The following is a 3,887-nucleotide window of genomic DNA, read 5'->3' as shown; positions in this document are numbered from 1 at the left end:
ACTTTCAGTCTGTTGTTTTTCAGGAATCTGGGCTTTGGATGGAAAGTACATTCGAAGCGAACGATTTTTCGAAAGCCATTATTGGAAATTTAAAAATTGAAAAGTCCTCCTTTCTTTACAATACATTTGACAAAACAACTTTCGATGGGACAAATTTGGTTCATGTGGTTTTTAAAGGAAAGATCAGTTCTTCATGGTTTTATGGAATTCCTTTTACAGAAGATTTATACTCTACCAATCTTTTTATTCTCAAAAAAGCCAAACCATTAAAAACTCCCTTGATAAATTTCGGTCATGCGGAATTGAAGGACGTTATATTTTCTCGAAGGCTAGATCTCTCCAGTACGGTTTTTCCAAACCAGGAACATCTTAAAATCATCAATAATCCAAGACGTTTTTTTGATAGTTTCCTCAAAAGGTCAAAAGAAGTATTCACGGATAATGAATCGTTAGTTTTCTGTCGGGACTTGGTAGATAATGTCTTGTATAAACCCGAAAATAGGGGTATGCCGATCATATTGGTTGATTTAAATCAATTTTATCCCTCATTGAATGAAAATAGAGATCGTCTTATTGTTGATCTCCTGAAAGCGGGATAATCATATCATTCTATATATAATTGTTAATGCAAAGCCGTTTGGAGTTCCCAGCTCTAGCGGCTTTTTCCCTGTATCCCTGCCGTTGCCATTGTTTGCTCTTGCCAGTGCCTTTGTTCACTCTTGTTCCTCGTAAACGCCTACCTGAGACCTAATGTTTATCTGGTTCACGAGGTAAACACTAGGCGATTCATAGGAATTTGATTGGTTAATTGCAAAAGCAGGGCCGAAGCAGTCCAGTCAAAAGGCAGTGCAAGGGCCATAACTAATGGCGGCGGTTAAAATGCAAGCTGCTGTATCATAGTTTTCTTATATTTTTGTATATATAAGAAAATTAGGTATATTTAATTAATTGTTTAAGATGAACGAATGAAAGATACGAAGTTATTAAAAGGCACTTTACAAACGATTATTCTAAAGCTATTGTCTGGAACGAAAAGAATGTATGGCTATGAAATGACTCAACAAGTAAAACTCTTAACCGGAGGAGAGTTTATTCTGACTGAGGGAGCGCTCTACCCTGCATTACATAAGCTAGAAGCGGAAGGACTCCTGGATACAGCAATAGAAGTAGTCGATGGAAGAGCAAGAAAATATTACTCCCTGACAGTGAAGGGAAAAAAAGCTCAGGTAAGTAAAATGAAAGATGCGTTGACCTTTGTGGAGAAGTTACAGGTTATCTTGAACACTAAACCAATTGTATCATGACAGAAAAGAAATTGACCAAAGCGGAATTAGGTATTCTGATGGATTTTATTCGTTCTAAAGGATATCGTTATGTTGATGTTCAACTTGAAATTCTGGATCACTTTGCTTGTAAGGTAGAGGAACTCATGTCTTCAGATGCCGGTATATATTTCAATCGAGCCATTGATCTCGCTTATGCCAGTTTTGGAGCGGCAGGTTTTGGAAACATTGCCGCTAGCTATGAATTGAATCTGCAACGTAAACAGATCAATAAATTTCCTGCTGATTTTTTACAATTCGTCAAGCATTGGCATAGTGCAATTTATATCGTGTACTTCACATTGTTCTATTATTTTGTGCCGCTCGATGCAGATGCTTTTTGGACCGGATTAAAATTAGGGATGATCGGTACACTCGTTTTTTATATTCCAGTATACTTATTGCGGCATCGGCCTAGAGGGAGCAAATACTGCGTTTATCGCAATTATCTTGGTTTAACGATACCGATTATGGTTTTGATCATCGGGTTGGTTTCTTCTGAATGGATCGTTAATTATATTCCTTTAGCTTTGTATCGTGTTGTTATTCTTATTTTTATGTATGTTGGATTAGGAATTTTGTATATATTTGAAAAGAATCTAAAGGCCATTGTCCGACGGGTAGATGAGATCGAAGTGCTGCACCAGAGCTGACGATTAATTTTTTAAATTATGAAATATCTTTTCCTGTTGTTACTAAGCATTTGTTTTTTGTCCAGCTGTGACAAAGAAGATATTGACTTTGACTCCACGGAGGTCGGTGGTGGAACAATGGCTAAAAGGTATCAATTTGAAGGGCGTTCCGTCGGGTTTTCGGTTAGCCAGATTTACGTGGATGGTACCACAAATAAAAACTTCTATTTGGGGACAGTTTGGGGATTAAAAGATACCACACCGCAACTAAAACTAACTTCCCTTCGTAACTATTATAAACCTTTCAAAAGCACAATTTCTTCTACACAACCCACTTTATCTCCCATTCATATTATTCCTGGATTTGATGCTGTGCGAGCTTTCGCGAAGAAAAGCAAGGGGGAACCGGCTGTTTTGAAGCAATCATCGGTAGGGGCATTTTTCGATTATAGGGCAATACGTTACCATCTTAATAATAGCCCTGACGTAGATAGTGTACTCAAATTGGTCCGTCACCATGATTCCACCACGATAAAAAGAGCTAATAGCCTGTTGTTGCGTCGAGAACATATTACATTTAGTCTCCATGCGGATCTGAAAGACTATGAACAGGCTTTTAATAGGGATGCACTTGGGAAGTTAAAAAATACAGGTTATAATCCCTACTATGTTTCCTCAGTCAACTATGGTACACACTCAATCATGATGGGAGAAAGTGATTTTCCACGAGGAGATCTTAAAAATGTATTGGAAAAATTGCTGTACAATCAATTTCTGACGAAAACCGACGAAACGGTATTAAAAGGGTCCGACGTATTGGTTTATCTGCGCGGTGGACGTCAAACAAGTTTTATTAGACGCGCGACAGGTCTGGATGAAATTAAAAAACTTGTCGTTGATTATAAAAATGAACTTGAACTGCAACAGAATAGCTTTGATTATCCCATTAGCTATAGTCTAGGAGGCCTTAATTCCCATGGGCACCTGAAATTCTGGTACTCTTATGATTTTCTCGTCCGTGAGGAAAAAGAGTAATTTTTATTTAAACATATAGATAATTAAAGGGTATTTTTTACATTTGGGCTATTGTCGCAAACGGCATAATAGTGCTGTTTTTTGTCTATCTATTTTAAACAGGGCATAACCATTAGCCTTTTTGCTTCAATACCATTATTAGCTAAAAACAATTATTAAAGAAGAACTATGGAAGAAACAATTAAGACATTGATCTACGTTCACGCATTTTTTGGTGGGATAGGATTGATTACCGGCCTGATAAGTGTGGCTGTAAAAAAGGGGGGAGCAGGGCACAAGAAAATGGGGATTATATTTTCCTATGCGATGGTGATTAGTTCTTTAATTTCGCTTGTTATTGCGAGGATGCCGGGCCACGAAAACACATTTTTATTTTTGATCGGTATCTTTACCATCTATCTCATTCTAGCAGGTAATCGCGCATTGACTTTACGCAGTAAAATTAAACAACAGGCCGATTGGAAAGACAAACTGATTTCCGCCACGATGCTACTTGTATCGGTCGGTATGTTATGTCTTGGTCTAATTGGATTGGTACAACAGGTGGCAAATTCTGTTTTATATGTCTTTTTTGGTGGTTTTGGTGCATTTATGAGTATTCGGGATTTTCAGCTGTTTAAAAGTTTCAAAGAAAAGAAAAATGCCTGGCTGGTCAGTCACTTGGGCCGTATGGTAGGCGCATTGATCGCGTCGGTGACAGCATTTTTAGTTGCTGGGATTCAGCTTGGTTCAACGCTGGTTTGGATTATGCCAACTATTGTTGGCACCGTGTATATCATCTATTCCAATCGAGCATTGAACAAAAGTAAAGTACTTCGTACGGATTTGCATTAATCTAGCGAGTTCAAATCAAGCATTAAAAAGGCCTAAGTTTTTTACTTAGGCCTTTTTAATGCTT

General features: G+C 37.8%; 5 protein-coding genes. All 5 read left to right on the top strand.

Annotated features, from left to right (window positions below):
- Nucleotides 1-599: hypothetical protein (locus B2X72_RS16050; RefSeq protein WP_286850628.1), on the top strand; the 599-nt coding region annotated here is incomplete at its 5' end.
- Between the two features lie 366 nt (nt 600-965).
- Nucleotides 966-1,304 (top strand): PadR family transcriptional regulator, encoded by a 339-nt coding sequence (locus tag B2X72_RS16045; protein WP_075993510.1) that lies wholly within the window; start codon nt 966-968, stop codon nt 1,302-1,304.
- The gene (locus tag B2X72_RS16040) at nt 1,301-1,975 is read left to right on the top strand and encodes a hypothetical protein (RefSeq protein ID WP_088162302.1); all 675 of its coding nucleotides are present in this window, start codon (nt 1,301-1,303) and stop codon (nt 1,973-1,975) included. The genes B2X72_RS16045 and B2X72_RS16040 overlap by 4 nt, the downstream gene beginning before the upstream one ends.
- Before the next feature lie 18 nt (nt 1,976-1,993).
- Nucleotides 1,994-2,989 carry a hypothetical protein gene (locus B2X72_RS16035; protein ID WP_145327881.1) on the top strand — a complete coding sequence of 332 codons (996 nt, stop codon included), beginning with the start codon at nt 1,994-1,996 and terminating at the stop codon, nt 2,987-2,989.
- A 168-nt stretch (nt 2,990-3,157) separates the two neighbouring features.
- Nucleotides 3,158-3,823 (top strand): hypothetical protein, encoded by a 666-nt coding sequence (locus B2X72_RS16030; protein WP_120332516.1) that lies wholly within the window; start codon nt 3,158-3,160, stop codon nt 3,821-3,823.
- Nucleotides 3,824-3,887 lie beyond the last annotated feature (64 nt).

The sequence above is a fragment of the Sphingobacterium sp. UBA7253 genome (assembly GCF_002472745.1).
GTDB lineage: Bacteria > Bacteroidota > Bacteroidia > Sphingobacteriales > Sphingobacteriaceae > Sphingobacterium > Sphingobacterium siyangense.
This window is presented reverse-complemented; position numbering and strand designations above follow the sequence as displayed.

Coding starts and splice junctions, on each gene's coding strand:
- B2X72_RS16030 (WP_120332516.1), top strand. CDS start 3,158: ATGGAAGAAACAATTAAGACATTGATCTACGTTCACGCATTTTTTGGT.
- B2X72_RS16035 (WP_145327881.1), top strand. CDS start 1,994: ATGAAATATCTTTTCCTGTTGTTACTAAGCATTTGTTTTTTGTCCAGC.
- B2X72_RS16040 (WP_088162302.1), top strand. CDS start 1,301: ATGACAGAAAAGAAATTGACCAAAGCGGAATTAGGTATTCTGATGGAT.
- B2X72_RS16045 (WP_075993510.1), top strand. CDS start 966: ATGAAAGATACGAAGTTATTAAAAGGCACTTTACAAACGATTATTCTA.